The 15,039-nt window shown below is 60.0% G+C and carries 16 protein-coding genes and 1 pseudogene; 8 read left to right on the top strand and 9 right to left on the bottom strand.

The window, feature by feature from the left end; genetic code table 11:
• Positions 1–74: 74 nt before the first annotated feature.
• The 4 genes and pseudogenes from ACE04I_RS03065 to ACE04I_RS03080 form a co-directional block, all read right to left on the bottom strand.
• Positions 75–440, bottom strand: coding sequence for a helix-turn-helix domain-containing protein (locus ACE04I_RS03065; protein ID WP_046796700.1), 366 nt, complete (start codon positions 438–440; stop codon positions 75–77).
• Complete coding sequence (locus ACE04I_RS03070) at positions 437–1,006, bottom strand: Smr/MutS family protein (protein WP_487206590.1); 570 nt, start codon at positions 1,004–1,006, stop codon at positions 437–439. The genes ACE04I_RS03065 and ACE04I_RS03070 overlap by 4 nt, the downstream gene beginning before the upstream one ends.
• Positions 1,003–2,124 carry a murein transglycosylase A gene (gene mltA / locus ACE04I_RS03075; protein ID WP_487206591.1) on the bottom strand — a complete coding sequence of 374 codons (1,122 nt, stop codon included), beginning with the start codon at positions 2,122–2,124 and terminating at the stop codon, positions 1,003–1,005. The genes ACE04I_RS03070 and mltA overlap by 4 nt, the downstream gene beginning before the upstream one ends.
• Positions 2,121–2,815 (bottom strand): annotated as a pseudogene (locus ACE04I_RS03080) (Tim44/TimA family putative adaptor protein). Before ACE04I_RS03080 ends, mltA begins: the two are co-directional and overlap by 4 nt.
• A gap of 116 nt (positions 2,816–2,931) precedes the next feature.
• On the opposite strand from ACE04I_RS03080, the gene ACE04I_RS03085 reads away from it, so the two are divergent.
• Positions 2,932–3,441: an FxsA family protein gene (locus ACE04I_RS03085; RefSeq protein WP_487206592.1), complete on the top strand. Its 510-nt coding sequence runs from the start codon at positions 2,932–2,934 to the stop codon at positions 3,439–3,441.
• A gap of 89 nt (positions 3,442–3,530) precedes the next feature.
• Positions 3,531–4,007: a protein-export chaperone SecB gene (gene secB / locus ACE04I_RS03090; protein ID WP_046796705.1), complete on the top strand. Its 477-nt coding sequence runs from the start codon at positions 3,531–3,533 to the stop codon at positions 4,005–4,007.
• 25 nt (positions 4,008–4,032) lie between these two features.
• Here secB and dnaQ read toward each other — a convergent pair whose 3' ends face one another.
• The 5 genes from dnaQ to ACE04I_RS03115 are packed head-to-tail and all read right to left on the bottom strand — an operon-like array spanning position 4,033 to position 7,666.
• Positions 4,033–4,770, bottom strand: coding sequence for a DNA polymerase III subunit epsilon (dnaQ, locus tag ACE04I_RS03095; protein WP_487206593.1), 738 nt, complete (start codon positions 4,768–4,770; stop codon positions 4,033–4,035).
• Positions 4,763–5,371: a dephospho-CoA kinase gene (coaE, locus tag ACE04I_RS03100; protein WP_487206594.1), complete on the bottom strand. Its 609-nt coding sequence runs from the start codon at positions 5,369–5,371 to the stop codon at positions 4,763–4,765. Before coaE ends, dnaQ begins: the two co-directional genes overlap by 8 nt.
• Positions 5,368–6,228 carry a shikimate dehydrogenase gene (locus tag ACE04I_RS03105; RefSeq protein WP_487206595.1) on the bottom strand — a complete coding sequence of 287 codons (861 nt, stop codon included), beginning with the start codon at positions 6,226–6,228 and terminating at the stop codon, positions 5,368–5,370. The genes coaE and ACE04I_RS03105 overlap by 4 nt, the downstream gene beginning before the upstream one ends.
• Positions 6,221–6,814 (bottom strand): Maf-like protein, encoded by a 594-nt coding sequence (locus ACE04I_RS03110; RefSeq protein WP_487206596.1) that lies wholly within the window; start codon positions 6,812–6,814, stop codon positions 6,221–6,223. Before ACE04I_RS03110 ends, ACE04I_RS03105 begins: the two co-directional genes overlap by 8 nt.
• 30 nt (positions 6,815–6,844) lie before the next feature.
• A complete protein-coding gene (locus ACE04I_RS03115; protein ID WP_137326769.1) occupies positions 6,845–7,666 on the bottom strand; it encodes a pyruvate, water dikinase regulatory protein in 822 nt (273 codons plus the stop codon).
• A 400-nt stretch (positions 7,667–8,066) separates the two neighbouring features.
• Here ACE04I_RS03115 and hemE point away from each other — a divergent pair, with 400 nt between their 5' ends.
• The 6 genes from hemE to rsmG all read left to right on the top strand — a co-directional run bounded on the left by hemE (position 8,067) and on the right by rsmG (position 15,021).
• A complete protein-coding gene (gene hemE / locus ACE04I_RS03120) occupies positions 8,067–9,101 on the top strand; it encodes a uroporphyrinogen decarboxylase (protein ID WP_487206597.1) in 1,035 nt (344 codons plus the stop codon).
• A gap of 5 nt (positions 9,102–9,106) precedes the next feature.
• Positions 9,107–9,643: a protoporphyrinogen oxidase HemJ gene (gene hemJ / locus ACE04I_RS03125; RefSeq protein WP_487206622.1), complete on the top strand. Its 537-nt coding sequence runs from the start codon at positions 9,107–9,109 to the stop codon at positions 9,641–9,643.
• 198 nt (positions 9,644–9,841) lie between these two features.
• Complete coding sequence (rho, locus tag ACE04I_RS03130) at positions 9,842–11,107, top strand: transcription termination factor Rho (protein WP_137326768.1); 1,266 nt, start codon at positions 9,842–9,844, stop codon at positions 11,105–11,107.
• Positions 11,108–11,183: 76 nt separating this feature from the next.
• Positions 11,184–12,488 carry a tRNA uridine-5-carboxymethylaminomethyl(34) synthesis GTPase MnmE gene (mnmE, locus tag ACE04I_RS03135; RefSeq protein WP_487206598.1) on the top strand — a complete coding sequence of 435 codons (1,305 nt, stop codon included), beginning with the start codon at positions 11,184–11,186 and terminating at the stop codon, positions 12,486–12,488.
• Between the two features lie 41 nt (positions 12,489–12,529).
• Positions 12,530–14,410 (top strand): tRNA uridine-5-carboxymethylaminomethyl(34) synthesis enzyme MnmG, encoded by a 1,881-nt coding sequence (mnmG, locus tag ACE04I_RS03140; protein WP_487206599.1) that lies wholly within the window; start codon positions 12,530–12,532, stop codon positions 14,408–14,410.
• On the top strand, positions 14,410–15,021 hold the full coding sequence (gene rsmG / locus ACE04I_RS03145; protein WP_487206600.1) for a 16S rRNA (guanine(527)-N(7))-methyltransferase RsmG: 612 nt from the start codon (positions 14,410–14,412) through the stop codon (positions 15,019–15,021). Before mnmG ends, rsmG begins: the two co-directional genes overlap by 1 nt.
• Positions 15,022–15,039: the final 18 nt, after the last annotated feature.

Genomic DNA, 15,039 nt, shown 5'->3' on the forward strand with positions numbered 1-15,039 from the left:
ATAGGGAATCCAAGGCGATTTCTAAAGGTTAAGACCAGCCGAATGCGGCAGAAAGGAGGGGATGCAACAGCAACTCAGCGCCGGATAGAGGCCTTATCCAAAAGTTTCTCCATTTCGTCTATCACATCCGGCGGCAAAGAGCGAATCTCGCGGGCTATGCGATTGGCAAAAGCGGTGTATTTCGGCCCCAGGCCGGCGGTATCGAGCACTATGCGGGGATGGGAGGCTTCGGCCAGGAGGAAGAGATCTTCGGCCTCGTCCCAGATGATGTTGAAATAGCCCGCGACCCGCTGAAGGAAATCGAAGCTCGGCCTTCCACGCCGGCCATGCTCCAGCGCCGAAAGATAGGCCGGCGAAACGCCGATCGCCCGAGCCATCTCGCTCTGGGTCACGCCCTTGCGGGCTCTCAACTCGCGCAATGCCTGCCCGAAAGGTGTCATGGGCGCTCCCCTCCCCTATGGCGGGCGAGGCGCACATACATTGCCCCCTCACCGCCGTGATGGCGCGCCGCCGGCTCATAGGAGGAGATGAGGAAGCGGAATTCCGGCTTGGAGAACCATAACGGCACCGCACGGCGAAGCGCGCCCTCGCTGCCGAGCGAACTGCCCTTGCCGGTGATGACAAGCACATGCCGCAGCCCCCGTTCATGGGCGCGGAAGAGAAAATCGAGAAGCAGATCGTGCGCTTCGCCTTGGAAAAGGCCGTGCAGGTCGATGCGAGCCTCGATCGGCAGATGGCCCTTGGCAAGCTTCTTCTTCACCGGTCTTTCTAGCGGATGGTGGGTGCCGGCCGAGCGTTTCGGCCGCGGAACCGGCGGCGCAAGAGCCTGCTCTTCGGGAGGATGCGCGAGCTTCGGCCTGACGGCCTCCGCCGCGGCGCGTTCTGCTGCCAGTTCCTCCTCAAATTCGAGGATTTCCTTCATGCGGCCCGGCAGGGCATGCGTGCTCTTCGCAACCTTGCCCCAGAGAATCCGCTCTTCCGGATCCAATTTGCGACCGCTCTTCATGCGCCGAACCTGACTGCCGCCACTCTCGGGACAAGAATATAAAAATCCGCCTCGTTGCGCACCGTGCCGGCAGCCTCGCCGGCGGCGTCGCCCGAGCCGGTGAATATATCGCCGCGAGCGGGCCCGACGATCGCCGAGCCGGTATCGAGCGCAAGCATGAGCCGCGCAAAGGGCTTGCCGGCATCGAGATGGGTCAGTGTTTCCGAGCGGATGAAAAAGGGAAAACCGAAAGTGTGTATCGACCGGTCCACCGCCAGCGACCGGCCCGGTATCAACGGCACCTTGGCCGCGGCGACCGGCCCAAGCGCCGGATCGTCGACTTCCGCTTCCCGGAAGAAGATATAGGACCGGTTATGCCAGAGGACCTCATCGACCTTAGCCGGATTCTCCGCCAGCCAGGCTCGAATGCTCTGCATGGAAACGGTGGCGGCATCGATCTCGCCGCGATCGATCAGCAGGCGTCCGATCGGCGAAAAGGGATGGCCAGCCTTGGCCGCATAGGTGACCCGGCATGAGCGGCCATCAGGATATTTCAGCCGTGCCGCGCCCTGGATGTGCACGAAGAAGACATCGACCTTCGATTTCGCCCAGGCGATTTCCAGTCCCCGCCCCTCTAGAAAACCACGATCGATCGCCTCGCGATCCGGATAGGGCGTGACGATGCCGTTCTCCTGCCGCCCGAAGGCGTAGGAAGGGTCCATGCCATGAGGTCGGTTGGCCTCGTCGAGGTCGACCAGATCGTCAGGGCGACGGTAGAAGGGAAATCTCCAGACCTCGTCGCGCGTCTCGCGGACTTCTATTTCCGGCTCGTAGAAACCGGTGACGAAGCCGCGGCGCGCATCCCCGCGGTTGATCAGGAACGGTGTGCAGTGCTCTTCGAAGAAGGCGCGGGCGGAGGCAGCATCATGAGGCTGGAAAACGGATGCGGCTTCCAGCAGCGGCTCGAGATCGGCGCTCGTCAAACCGAGAGAGCCGATGCGATAGGGTTTGACGGAACGGATATGTTCCAGACAGGCGCGAAGGCCGGGGAAAAGCGGCGTGGGATCGTCGTCTTGCCATCCCGCAAGATCGGAAAAGGAAACCGAATGAAGCGCGAAATCCGGCAAAGCAGCGGTCATTGCTCGGATTCGGTGGCGATCAGCTTCCAGTTAGGATCGCGCGAGCGAATGTCGCGTGCGAAGGTCCAGATATCGGTGACCTCCGCAACCGTCTCCTGGTCACCCTCGATGAGCGTGCCGGCCTTATCATAGGTCGCGGAAATGAGTTGGCTGATGATGCGCAACGTCACCTGCTCCTCGGAATCCTTGATCGTCGCATTGGTGATATCGGCCTTCTCGATGCCGACAAAGGTGGACTTCACCACCTCGCCCCTCGCTTCGCGTTCCGAAATCGCCGCGTCGAAGCCGTCATGAACTTCCTTCGACAGCAGGCCCTTCAAGGTCTTCCGGTCACCATCGGCAAAGGCCATGACGATCATTTCATAGGCCATCTTCGCGCCGTTCAGGAATTCCCTCGGCTTGAAGGAGGGATCGGCCTTGGCAATATCACGCAGCGACGCGTTGAGCGCAGTGCCGGGCTTGGCGAAGGTATCGATATCGGAGAAACGCTCCTCCTCCTCCTGGGCATCGCGACGAGGCAGCGTCACGACCTTGCCGTCATCACCGCCCGGAGCCCTTGCGACATCGCGAGGGCTGAACGGATCGAGCGGCAGATGTGTATAAGAGACAGGCCCAGCACGCTGCGTAGCTGCAGGAAGATAAGAACTGCCGCGACCAGAAAAAAGAGAGTTATAAAGTCGTTCGAGCCCATCTTCACCCGCAATTGCCGTTTAAATCTAAAGCGTGTTTTCTCATATAGTCCGCATCCGCCAATCATTCAAATGGCGATGCTGTTATGAGCCGATTACCTGGAGGAACGACCAACACATGCGTCTATTCATCGTGCCGCTCATCCTGCTTGGACTACCGCTGGCCGAAATCGCCGGGTTCGTCGTCGTCGGCCGGGCACTTGGGCTTTGGGCGACCCTCGGACTGGTGATCCTGACGGCCGTTGCGGGCGCGCTTCTGCTCAGAAGCCAGGGGCTCCACATTCTCCGGCAGCTTTCCGCCGAGAGCCGGGAGGGCCGCCTGCCTGGCGAAACCCTGGTGGATGCGGCGATGATCGTGGTGGCCGGGATCCTGCTGCTGCTTCCAGGCTTCATCACCGACATCATCGGGCTTGCATTGTTCATCCCGTTCGTGCGGCGTCTGGTCTGGTCTGCGATCGGCCGGCATATCGTCATCGTCAGCCCCTCGGGCGGAGGAAGCTACCGCCATACGCGCGAGCCTTCCGGCAAGGTCGGCCCAGGGCCCGTCGTCGATCTCGACGAAGAGGACTACACGCGTGATCCCAATTCATCCTCGCCCTGGTCCCAGCGGAAGCGGGAGGAAGAATAACACCCATGCCGCTGGCTGCGGCTGCAAGGGTTGTAAGGCCGGGGCCGAAATGCTAGAGCGCCTCAAAATTCAAAGTCGCGAGGAATCTCATGGCCAACGAAGACACCAAAGCAGCAAGCCCGTCGCTCAACATCCTTGCGCAATATACCAAGGATCTTTCCTTCGAAAATCCGGGCGCGCCGCGCTCCCTGCAGGCCCGTGACAAGGCCCCGGCGATCAACATCAATGTGAATGTGAACGCCAATCCGCTTTCGGATACGGATTTCGACGTGGTTCTGTCGCTGAATGCCGAGGCCAAGGAAGACGACAAGGTGGTCTTCGCCGTGGAACTCGTCTATGGCGGCGTCTTCCGCATTTCCGGTTTCCCGCAGGAACACATGCTGCCCGTGCTCTTCATCGAGTGCCCGCGGCTTCTCTTCCCCTTCGCGCGGCAGATCATCGCCGACGTGACGCGTAATGGCGGCTTCCCGCCGCTGCTGATCGACCCGATCGACTTCGCGCAGATGTTCGCCCGCCGCGTGGCCGAAGAACAGGCCCGCGCCAAGGTTCAGCCGCTGAACAGCTAAGCGGCGCCTTCTTTTACAGAAAGCTTCAGGAAGCCCGGACTTGAACGTCCGGGTTTTTCGTTTCCACGGTCTCGTATTTCGCCCAGATGGCTTTCTGCCCGAGGGATGCGACGAGCGCCTGATGCGCCTGGAGCTGCTCTTCGGTAAGGCGAGGGGCAAGCGGGCGGGGACGGCCGGTGGCGCCGATCACCATTTCCTCGATTTCGATCACGGTCGCCGACTGCTCGACACCCGTCAGGCCGAGCGCCGCCTGACGGCCGCCGGTCATCTCGATATAGACTTCAGCGAGAAGCTCGGAGTCGAGGAGCGCGCCGTGCTTGGTGCGGTGGGCATTGTCGATGCCGTAGCGCCGGCAGAGCGCATCGAGCGAATTCGGCCCCATCGGGTGCTTGCGGCGCGCGAGCGCCAACGTATCCACCACCCTGTCCATCGTGACCGGAGGCAGGCCGATCCGTTCGAACTCCGCATTCACGAAGCCGATATCGAAGTTGGCGTTATGGGCGATCCACTTTGCGCCATCGAAGAATTCGACGATCTTGTGGGCGACATCGGCGAATGCCGGCTTGTCCCTCAGGAACTCGTCGGTGATCCCATGTACGGCAAGCGCATCCGGATGCACCTTGCGATCGCCGGGATTGATGTAGAGATGCAGCGCATTGCCGGTCGGGAAATTGTTGATGAGCTCGATGCCGCCGATCTCGATGATGCGGTCGAACTTCGATTCCAGTCCCGTCGTTTCCGTATCGAAGATGATCTCACGCATGATCTTTCCCGCTCATTGTGCCTGACCGAAGGGCGGCGATGATTTCCTCCACCCTGGCTCTGGCCGCTTCCATGCCTTGCCCGGTATCGACCAGGAAATCGGCTCGTTTGCGCTTCTCCGCATCCGGCATCTGCCGGGAGAGAATCATGTCCAATTTTTCCTCGGTCATGTTGGGTCGCGCAAGCACTCTTTCACGCTGGATCTGTGGATCGCATGTGACGACCACGATGACGTCCACCCGCGCTTCACCCCCGGCTTCGAAGAGGAGCGGTATATCGAGCAGGACCATGTCGGAATTGAGAGCGCGGTGACGCGCGAGAAATTCCGCCTCCCGCTTTCGGACCAGCGGATGGACGATCGATTCGAGGCGGCGAAGAGCTGCCGGATCGCCGGCAAGCCGGCGGCTCAGTTCCTGCCGATCCACCACGCCTTCCTTCACCGTTCCCGGAAAAGCGTGCTCGACCGGCCCGACCGCTTCGCCGCGGTAAAGATCGTGCACCACCGCATCGGCATCGTTCACCGGAATGCCGGCTTCCGCGAACATTTTCGCAGTCGTCGATTTTCCCATGCCGATGGATCCGGTGAGGCCGATGATGATCATCCGTGTGTTTCCATGTCGGCAATGACTAGATCGCGGAGCGCCTGGTCGACTTTCGGGCGCACGCCGAACCACTTCTCGAAACCGGGAGCTGCCTGGTGCAGCAACATGCCGAGCCCATCGACGATCGCAAAGCCCTGCGCTTCCGCCTGGGTGAGAAGCGGCGTCTTCAGCGGCACATAGACGATATCCGTCACCACCGCCCCTTCCGCCAACCTCGAGAAATCGATATGCGGCACTTCCCCGCCATCCATGCCGAGGGACGTGGTGTTCACGAAAAGCCCGGCACCCGCCATGACCTCGCCGAGGGCTTCGGTGGGATGGGCACGAACCTTCGGGCCGAAGCGATCGGCCAATTCCCGGGCGCGTGCGACCGTGCGGTTCACCACATGGATCTCGCCGACGCCGCAATCGCGGATCGCCTGGATAACCGCCCGGCTCGCGCCGCCGGCGCCAAGTACGACAGCGCGGGTCGCGCGATCCCAGCCGGGATGCCGGTCATCCAGATTGGCGACGAAGCCGTGGCCATCGGTATTGGTCGCATGCAGCAGGCCTTCATCCATCCACAGCGTATTGGAAGCGCCGAGTTCTTCCGCCAGCGCATCCGGCCGATCAGCAAGCCGGTAAGCCGCCTCCTTGTGCGGGATGGTGACATTGCCGCCCCGATAGCCGGAAGCGCCGCTTTTCAGCCTTTCGATGAAGCGCGGGAAATCCTCCTCGCTCACCGCTTCGGCGCGATAATCACCCTCAAGTCCGAGCCGCTTCAGCCAATATCCATGGATAAGCGGAGAGCGCGAATGCCGGATCGGCCAGCCCGTTACGAATGCTTTAACCATGATTGTTTCACGTGAATCATCCATCGATTGCCCCGATTTCGCGGAGCTTTGCCAAAAGCAGCAGCATCGGCAGGCCCAGAATGGTGAAGTAATCGCCTTCTATCGCCGAAAAAAGCTGGATGCCTTTGCCTTCCAACTGATAGGCGCCGACGCTGGAAAACGCCTTGCTCCCGACGCTGGCGAGATAGCGATCGACGAAATCTTCCGACAGCGTCCTCACCGTGAGATCCGCGTGGGCGACATGCCGCCATACGATCTGTCCATCCCGCACCAGGGCGACCGCACTGTTCAGGCGATGCGTCTTTCCCGAGAGCGAGAGCAGGTTTTCGCGCGCCTCGGCAAGGCTCTTCGGCTTGTGATAGACCCGAGCCCCGAGCGACATGGTCTGGTCGGAGCCGATCACCAGTGCGCCGGGGACGTGCCGGCTGACATCTTCGGCCTTCGCGAGCGCGAGCGCGGCGGCAATTTCATCCGGCGATGAATCTCCGAGACCTGCCTCGATCGCGCGTTCATCGATATCGGCGGCACGGGCATCGAAAATCAGCCCGGCGTTCTCCATCAGCATGCGACGGAAGGGGCTGGAGGACGCCAGCACGATGGGCAGATTCACTATATATCCCTCCTCGAATGATCGTCTCGCTTAGCGCAGCTTCAGGCGCAGCGCAACGATGGCCGCCGCCGTCTCTTCGATCGAGCGATGGGTGACGTCGATGACCGGCCAGTTGTGGCGGGCGCATAGAGCGCGCGCATATTTCAGCTCTTCGTTGATGGCGGCGCGATCCGTATAATGCTGCCGGTCAAAGCCTTGCGTGGTTCCGAGTTCACGGTTTTCACGAACCTGGGAGATGCGATTGGTCGTCGCCACCAGACCGACGATCAGCGGGCGCGTGGCGCGGAACAGATTTTCGGGAAGCTCCATGCCCGGAACGATCGGGATATTGGCGGTCTTGATGCCCCGATTGGCGAGATAGATGCTGGTGGGTGTTTTCGACGAACGGCTGACGCCGACCAGCACCACATCCGCCTCGTCATAATCCTCCGGCATCTGGCCGTCATCGTGATCCATGGTGAAGTTGAGCGCCTCAATGCGTGCGAAATAATCTGCATTCAAGGCATGTTGCGCGCCCACCCGGCGGCGGGAAGGCGCACCGAGATAGGCCTGAAAAGTGGCCATGATCGGTTCCAGAACGTTGACGCAGGGAATGCCGAGTTCGCGGCAGCGCCCGTCGAGAAGCTCTGCGAGTTCCTGATCGACCAGGGTGTAGAGCAGGATGCCGGGCTCGCGATCCACCGCATCCAGGACCGCCAGGAGCTGCTGGCGATTTCGAATCAGAGGATAGACGTGCTCGATCGCCATGGACGCTTGAAACTGCACGGAAGCAGCCCGCCCCGCGGAGATGAGAGTCTCTCCCGTGGAGTCAGAAATGAGGTGCAGATGGAAGAAGTTTTTTTTGTTCTCCACGCTAATCCTTGCCCTTTGTTGAAAACCGGGGAGAGGTGGACGATGTTTCAGGCCGGGAGTTCAGCATGCGGGAAAACTGCCTGTTTTTCCACATTCGGCGCTCCGGTTCATGAGGAATTCGGCTTCTTGTGAGTTGCGGGGATTAACCGAGGTGGCTTTCAATTCTTCCACATATTCTCCACAGCCAAGTGCCTACTATCAGCATAGCCATCATTCTGGAATCCCGGGAGGAATCGAATTCCTCCACAGAGTGAAGAACTTGAGGAATTGTTTTTCCTCTTTCCCTGGCGATGGCGGCAGATCGTCGCGTTTTCTGTGAGCTGCGTTTAATCCTTGCTACCCACAGACTCTAAGAAATAGAAACCTATTCAAATTTCTTTTTTTAATTAGGGAGAACACATTGACCGGCGCACCCCGGAAGATCGTCGAAGTGCTGGAAGGTAAAACGGTAAACCCTCCCCCGATCTGGCTCATGAGACAGGCGGGGCGCTATCTCCCCGAATATCGCGAGACACGCGCGAAGGCCGGAGGATTCCTCGATCTCTGTTATTCTCCCGAGCTTGCCGTTGAGGTGACGCTGCAGCCGATCCGGCGGTATGGCTTCGACGCGGCAATTCTCTTTTCCGACATCCTGGTCATTCCCGATGCCTTGAAACGGAATGTCCGTTTCGTCGAAGGTGAAGGCCCGCGCATGGACCCGATCGATGAGGAAGCCATCCGGCTCTTGAGGGGTGACGGTGTCCTGGATCATCTCGCTCCGGTCATCGAGACTGTGCGGCGGCTGAGGAGGGAACTGCCGGAAGAAACCGCCCTGCTGGGCTTCTGCGGCGCACCGTGGACGGTCGCGACCTACATGATCGCCGGCCGGGGGACACCCGACCAGGCGCCTGCCCGTCTCTTCGCCTATCGCTTTCCGCAGGCTTTCGAACAGCTTCTGAGCTTGCTTGCGGAGATTTCGGCCGAATATCTGATCGAGCAGATCGATGCCGGCGCCGATGCGGTGCAGATTTTCGATTCCTGGGCGGGTGTACTGGGCGAACGGGAATTCGAGGCCTATGCGGTCAAGCCCGTGGCCCGGATGATCGAGATCGTGCGGAACCGCAGGCCGCAGGCGAAAGTCATCGCATTCGCCAAGGGCGCCGGTATGAACCTCAAGGATTATCGCCGCAAGACCGGCGCCGATGCGATCGGGCTCGACTGGTCCGTTCCGCTTTCCTTTGCCGCTGAACTTCAAAAAGACGGGCCGGTGCAGGGCAATCTCGATCCGATGCGGGTGGTTGCCGGAGGCGTTTCGCTGACCGAAGGGGTCGATGCCATACTGCAGGCGCTCGGTAACGGGCCGCTGATCTTCAATCTCGGCCACGGGATCACGCCGGAAGCCGATCCCGCTCATGTGGCGGAGCTAGTGGAGCGCGTGCGGGGGATGCGGCCGTGACCGAGATCGAGAAACAGACATCGGAAAAGGCGGGCAGCCGGGCTTCGGCGCGCGCCTTCACAGCACTTGCGGTTTTCGCGGGCATTCTGGCGGCGCTGTATTTCTGGCAGCCGGAAAATTTCTATCTCTGGGTCAAGGCCTTCCATGTGATCGCGGTGATCTCTTGGATGGCGGGCCTCTTCTACCTGCCGCGGCTTTTCATCTATCACAGCGATGCCGAGCCCGGTTCGCAGCAATCCGAGACCTTCAAGGTGATGGAGCGGCGACTGCTCAAGATCATCATGAACCCGGCGATGATGCTGACCTGGATGTTCGGGCTCTATCTCGCCTGGGATGTCTACGGATTTCGCGGCGGCTGGCTGCATGCCAAGATCGGGCTCGTCGTCCTGATGACAGTCGTGCATGTGTTCTTCAGCCGCGCGGTGCGGAATTTTGCCGCCGACGGCCCCCGTAAACCCGCGCGCCATTGGCGGCTGATGAACGAGCTGCCGACCCTGCTGATGATCGCCATCGTGATCCTGGTCGTCGTCAAACCATTCTGACAGCGTTCATCTGTTGCGGTTTGTTGAGGAAGATTTGCACCTCCCCCTCTTGCGGCGCTTTCCATGAGTCGCTATTTTCGCCCCATCTCATCTCGTGGCATGCGTGTTAATCTCATCGCTCCCGGATCATTTTCCGCGGTGGCGAATTTCCCCTACACGCCTGACTTCCCCCTTAAAATCTCAATGTGGTCCCCCTTCATGGCTGAAATGAAGCTTCAAGAACTCAAAAACAAATCGCCGACCGATTTGCTGACCTTTGCCGAATCGCTCGAGGTCGAGAACGCCAGCACGATGCGCAAGCAGGAGCTGATGTTCGCAATCCTCAAAATGCTGGCAAGCCAGGACGTCGAGATCATCGGCGAAGGCGTGGTCGAGGTCTTGCAGGACGGATTCGGTTTCTTACGTTCGGCCAATGCCAATTACCTGCCGGGTCCCGACGATATCTACATCTCTCCTTCGCAGATCCGCCGCTTCTCGCTGAAGACCGGCGATACGGTGGAAGGCCCGATCCGCGGGCCGAAGGAAGGCGAGCGCTACTTTGCCCTTCTGAAGGTCAACACGATCAATTTCGACGACCCGGAAAAGATCCGTCACAAGGTTCACTTCGACAACCTGACGCCGCTTTACCCGAACGAGCGGTTCAAGATGGAACTCGACGTTCCGACCTCCAAGGACCTTTCCGCCCGCGTCATCGACCTCGTGGCACCGCTCGGCAAGGGGCAGCGCGGGCTGATCGTGGCGCCGCCGCGCACCGGTAAGACCGTTCTCCTGCAGAACATCGCCCATTCCATCACCGCCAATCATCCGGAATGCTATCTCATCGTTCTTCTGATCGACGAGCGCCCGGAAGAAGTGACCGATATGCAGCGTTCCGTGCGCGGCGAGGTGGTCTCCTCGACCTTCGATGAGCCGGCGGTTCGGCACGTTCAGGTCGCCGAAATGGTGATCGAAAAGGCTAAGCGCCTCGTCGAGCACGGCCGCGACGTCGTCATCCTGCTCGATTCGATCACGCGCCTGGGGCGTGCCTACAACACCGTGGTGCCCTCCTCCGGCAAGGTTCTGACCGGTGGTGTGGATGCCAATGCCCTGCAGCGCCCGAAGCGCTTCTTCGGTGCCGCCCGCAATATCGAGGAAGGCGGTTCGCTGACCATCATCGCGACCGCGCTCATCGATACCGGCAGCCGCATGGACGAAGTCATCTTCGAAGAGTTCAAGGGCACCGGCAACTCGGAAATCGTGCTGGACCGCAAGGTGGCCGACAAGCGCATCTTCCCGGCCATGGATATCCTCAAATCCGGCACCCGCAAGGAAGACCTTTTGGTGCCGCGCCAGGATCTCCAGAAGATTTTCGTCCTCCGCCGCATTCTCGCACCGATGGGAACGACCGACGCGATCGAGTTCCTCATTGATAAGCTGAAGCAGACGAAGAACAATGGCGACTTCTTCGACTCGATGAATACCTGATCCTTAGCCGGATTCCGCTTTCTACGAAGCGCTCGGCCACTGGTCGGGCGCTTTTTGATTTAACGGTTCGAAAATCATGGTCAGCTCCGCCGATACGATATTCGCTCTTTCCAGCGGTAACCTACCCGCCGGCGTTGCCGTGATCCGTATAAGCGGCCCTACCGCCTTCTCAGCGGCTGAAGCGCTTGCGGGCGTGCTGCCGGCGCCGCGGCTTGCGCAGCTGAAAAAGATTCGCAACCGTAACGGACTGCTGCTCGACCAGGCGCTTGTGGTGATCTTCCCTTCTCCCAATTCGTTTACGGGTGAAGATTGCGTGGAATTCCACCTGCATGGCAGTAAAGCGGTGGTTTCCGCCGTGTTTACCGAACTCGGAGATATGGAAGGGCTTCGGATGGCCGAAGCCGGGGAATTTTCGCGGCGGGCGTTCGAAAACGGCAAGCTCGATCTCGTGGAGGCGGAAGGCCTCGGTGATCTGATCGCTGCCGAAACCGAAATGCAGAGGAGGCTTGCCGTCGAGCAGGGGTTCGGCGGCCAGTCGGCGCTTTATGCCAGTTGGGCGGAGCGCCTCACGAGGGCGCGTGCCCTTATCGAAGCCGAGCTCGATTTCGCTGATGAGGACGATGTACCGGGTTCTGTTTCCGAGCAGGTGTGGAGCGATATGACCCGCCTGCGCGATGAGATCGAGCAGCATATCGGTTCGTCGAAGTCGGGAGAGATTATCCGCGACGGGTATAAGGTGGTGATCGCCGGGCCGCCCAATGCCGGAAAATCGAGTCTTTTGAATACGCTTGCGAAGCGGGATGTGGCGATCGTCACTGAGATCGCCGGCACGACACGCGATATCCTCCATGTGGATCTTGATATGGAAGGCTATCTCGTTCGCTTCTTCGATACGGCGGGACTGCGTGAGACAGGCGATCTGGTGGAGCAGGAAGGCGTTCGCCGCGCAAAGCGCGCGATGGAGGAAGCTGATCTCGTTTTACTGGTAGAGGAGATCGATTCGTATCCGGAACAAAGCATCATACCGAAAGGAAAACAGGTTCTCCGGATCGGCAGCAAGCTCGATCGGCACAAGAGCAGCGATACTTATGATATCTGCCTTTCCGTCCATACGGGAGAAGGACTGGAGAGGCTTCGGGAGAGGATTCTGGGAAATCTCCGGAGCGTATGGGCCGGCTCGACGATGCCGAGCCGCGCCCGTCATCTCGATTTTCTCAAACAGGCTTCCAATTCGATCCAGGAAGCTCTAAATGGCAGCCAACTCGACTTAAGAGCCGAGAACCTCCGGGCTGCGGCAAGCGCATTGGGCCGCATCACCGGGCGGGTGGACGTGGAGCAATTGCTCGACGTCATCTTTTCGCAATTCTGTATCGGCAAGTGATTCACGTGAAACATGGGTGATTGCCGCGGATAGGACCGATCATGGCAACGGCTTATGATGTGATCGTTATCGGAGGTGGGCATGCGGGCTGCGAAGCAGCCAGCGCGGCCGCGCGGCTGGGCGCCAGGACGGCACTCATCACCCATAAAAAAGAGACGATCGGCGTCATGTCCTGCAACCCCGCAATCGGCGGGCTTGGCAAGGGCCATCTCGTCCGCGAGGTCGATGCGCTGGACGGGCTGATGGGGCGCGTCGCGGACGCGGCCGGCATTCAGTTCCGGCTTCTGAACCGCAAGAAGGGGCCGGCCGTGCGCGGACCCCGCACCCAGGCGGACCGGAAGCTTTATCGGATCGCCATGCAGGCCGAAATAGATGCCCAGGAAAACCTGACGGTCATCGAGGGGGATGCCTTCGATATCTCGATCGACAACGGGCGGGTGACGCAGGTTTCGCTGCAGGACGGGCGGAGCTTTGCCTGCGGAGCCGCGGTCTTGACGACGGGGACCTTCCTCCGGGGCCTGATTCACATCGGTGACAGGAAGATTCCGGCAGGCCGGGTGGGTGAAGAGCCTTCGCTCGGCCTTTCCTCAACCTTGGCCCGGTTCGGGCTCAGCCTCGGGCGGCTGAAGACCGGAACGCCCGCACGTCTGGACGGGCGGACGATCGACTGGGCTTCCATCGATCGCCAGGCGGCCGATGAAGAGCCCGTTCCATTCTCATTCATGACGGACCGCATTGCCAATCCGCAGATAGAATGTGGCGTTACGCGCACGACCGATGCGACCCACAGGATCATTTCGGACAATATCCATCGCTCGGCCATGTATTCCGGGCAGATCGAGGGAGTAGGTCCCCGCTATTGCCCGTCGATCGAAGACAAGATCGTTCGCTTCGGCGAGCGCGACGGTCATCAAGTCTTCCTGGAGCCGGAGGGGCTGGACGATCATACCGTCTATCCCAACGGTATCTCCACATCGCTTCCCGAGGACGTTCAGGAAGCTTTCATCCGAACCATACCGGGCCTCGAAAAGGTGGCGATCCAGCAGCCGGGCTACGCGATCGAATACGATCACGTCGATCCGCGCGAATTGACCCCTGCCCTGGAGGTCCGGAAGATACCGGGACTTTTCCTCGCCGGACAGATCAACGGGACGACCGGTTATGAGGAAGCGGCGGCGCAGGGATTGGTCGCGGGCATGAACGCCGCGCGAAGCACGAGCGGTGAAGGGGCATACCACTTCAGCCGAGCCGGATCCTATATCGGCGTTATGATCGATGACCTGACGTCCCGTGGGGTCACGGAACCCTATCGGATGTTCACCTCGCGGGCGGAATACCGGTTGTCCCTTCGCGCCGACAACGCGGATCAGAGGCTGACACCGCTCGGCATCCAATTGGGGATCGTGGGCACCGCCCGTCGGGAAAAATTCGATCTCTTCGAAGCCTCGATGAATGCCGGGCGAGAGACGCTCCACAACTTGAGCCTGACGCCGAACGAAGCATCCCGTCATGGATTAAAGCTCAATCAGGATGGTCAGCGCCGGTCCGGCTATGATCTTCTCGCCTATCCCGATATTAGCTTTGCGCAGCTGAATACAATCTGGCCAGAACTTAGCCGGATTCCTGGGAAAGTTAGTGAGGCACTGGAGATCGAGGCCTCCTATGCAGTTTACATGGAGCGTCAGGCTGCCGATATCGCCACCGTTCGTCGGGACGAGGCGCGTATTATCCCGCAAGCCTTTGATTTCAATGGTCTTCCTGGCTTGTCGAACGAACTCAGGCAGAAATTGACAGCCGCCGCCCCGCAAAATCTGGCGCAAGCGGCGAAGGTGGATGGGATGACCCCTGCTGCTCTCGCGCTCATTCTGGCGCTGGTGCGCAAAGCAGATATGACCTCCGATCGCGCGATACGAGTCTCCTGATGCAACTTAACGGAAAGAGTGTTTCACGTGAAACGCAGGAGCGATTGGAGCATTTTGCACGATTGTTCCAGAAATGGGCCAAGTCCATAAATCTCGTAGCTCCTTCCACCCTGGATGAACTCTGGACGCGCCATATTGCGGATAGCGCCCAGATATTTCAGCTCGCTCCCCGGCCGTTGCGATGGATGGATCTTGGCTCAGGCGGAGGTTTTCCGGGGGTCATAACGGCCATTTTCCTTGCGGAATTGCAGGATGGCTGGGTGCATCTTGTCGAAAGCAACCAGAAAAAGGCGGCGTTCCTGCGTGTTGCCTTGAACGAGACTGGTGCCCGAGGTTCTGTCCACGCGGTCAGAGTCGAAGACACCGATGTCTCCATTCCGGCCTGCGACTGCATCTCCGCGCGCGCCTTGGCGGAGCTGAACCAGCTTCTCGCTTATATTTCTCAGCGAATGATCGGTACGGAAACAAGAGCCTTTTTCCATAAAGGGCGGGATTACGCGGCTGAAGTCGAGAAAGCACGTGGTCGATGGGGGTTTGATCTGATAAAACATCCCAGCGCCGTCGAAGCGGATTCCGTGATTCTGGAGATAAGCAACCTACGGCGCAGGTAACTTCAACGTCGTCAGGTG

Source organism: Rhizobium moroccans, assembly GCF_057559155.1.